The sequence below is a fragment of the Streptomyces sp. IBSBF 3136 genome (assembly GCF_036815105.1).
Taxonomy (GTDB): domain Bacteria; phylum Actinomycetota; class Actinomycetes; order Streptomycetales; family Streptomycetaceae; genus Streptomyces.
The window spans coordinates 1-1,780 of record NZ_JAJSZC010000445.1 but is presented as its reverse complement, the minus strand read 5'-3'; the positions used below and the strand labels follow the sequence as shown (position 1 = coordinate 1,780).

At 73.8% G+C, this 1,780-nt stretch carries 1 protein-coding gene; it reads right to left on the bottom strand.

Features of this window, described 5'->3' with window-relative positions:
- Positions 1 to 109: 109 nt before the first annotated feature.
- The gene (locus tag V7E45_RS40060) at positions 110 to 1,642 is read right to left on the bottom strand and encodes an SDR family NAD(P)-dependent oxidoreductase (protein WP_333779214.1); all 1,533 of its coding nucleotides are present in this window, start codon (positions 1,640 to 1,642) and stop codon (positions 110 to 112) included.
- Between the last annotated feature and the right edge of the window lie 138 nt (positions 1,643 to 1,780).

Here is a 1,780-nt window from a genome sequence, read left to right as displayed (position 1 = left end):
CCCCCCCCCCCCCCCCCCCCCCCCCCCCCCCCCCCCCCCCCCCCCCCCCCCCCCCCCCCCCCCCCCCCCCCCCCCCCCCCCCCCCCCCCCCCCCCCCCCCCCCGCCGGCTCACCACTTACCCGGCGCGTAGTCCTTCATGAAGACGCCGTACAGGTCCTCGCCCGCCTCGCCGCGCACGACCGGGTCGTAGACCCGGGCCGCTCCGTCGACCAGGTCGAGCGGGGCGTGGAAGCCGGCCTCGGCGAGGCGCAGCTTGTCGTAGTGGGGGCGCTCGTCGGTGATCCAGCCGGTGTCCACCGAGGTCATCAGGATGCCGTCGGCGTCGAACATCTCCTGGGCGCTGGTCCGCGTCACCATGTTCATCGCGGCCTTGGCCGCGTTGGTGTTCGGGTGGCCCGCGCCCTTGTAGCCCCGGCTGAAGACGCCTTCCATGGCGGAGACGTTCACGACGTAGGCGCGTCCGCTCGTCGCCCTCCGGGCGGCCTCGGCCATCGCCGGGCGGAGCTTGCTGATCAGGATGAACGGTGCCGTGTAGTTGCACAGCTGGGTCTCGAGCAGCTCCACCGGGGAGATCTGCTCGATCGTCTGCACCCAGGTGTTGGTGTCGACGACGTCCGGGACGAGACCGCCGGCGTCGATGGCGGTGCCGTCGAGGTGCCGGGCGACGCTGGCGTTGCCCGCGACCAGGGCGAGGTCGGCGACCTTCTGCGCGTCCAGGCCGCTGATGCCGACGGGCAGCGCGGCCAGGCCGTCCACCGCGCCGGAGTTGAAGGCGCCGATGACGTGGTGGGCGGGGAGTTCTCCGGCCGGCAGCGGGGCGCTCTCGCCCTCGACCAGGGCGGCGTAGGCGGTGGGCAGGCGGCGGACGGTCTGCGTGGCGTTGTTGATCAGGATGTCCAGCGGGCCGGCCTCGGCGACCTGGTCGGCCAGCGCGACGGCCTGGGCCGGGTCGCGCAGGTCGATGCCGACGACCTCCAGCCGGTGCATCCAGTCCGCCGAGTCCTCCATCGCCTTGAAGCGGCGGATGGCGTCCTTGGGGAACCGGGTGGTGACGGTCGTGTGGGCGCCGTCGCGGAGCAGCCGCAGCGCGATGTACATGCCGATCTTGGCGCGGCCGCCGGTGAGCAGGGCGCGCTTGCCGGTGAGGTCGGCGCGGGCGTCGCGCTTCTCGCGGTTCAGGCGGGCGCAGTCCGGACAGAGCTGGTGGTAGAAGTAGTCGACCTCCACGTACCTGCCCTTGCAGGTGTAGCAGGAGCGCGGGCGCTGGAGTATGCCCGCGATCCGGCCGGTCTCGACCTTGGAGGAGGGCAGGATGCCCTCGGTCTCGTCGTCGATGCGCTCGGCGGAGCCGGTCGCGGTGGCCTCGGTGACCGCGCGGTCGTGCGCGGTCTTGGCGGCCCGGCGCTCCTGGCGGCGGCGCTGCTTGACCGTGCGGTAGACCTGCGAGGTCGCCCGGCGCACCAGAATCGCGTCCGGGTGGTCGACGTCGAGCTGGTCGAGCTCGTCCAGCACGCTCAGGCAGACGGCCAGCCGCTCCGGGTCGATACCGGGCCCGTAGACCACCTCGTCCACGGCCGCGGGGTCCGTGTTCGTGGCGTCCATGGAGCCCACGGACGCCGCGCCGTCCTCTGTCACCGTCATCGCGCTGCCGCTTCCCTGATCACCCGCGCAGCGCTCCGACTCGCGCCCGCTTTCGAACGGGGGATTTTACGGAGCAGCAGCCCTCCGGGCCAAACCCGCGAACCCCGGCCCCCGGCCCGCCCCCGCCCGGGCCACGGG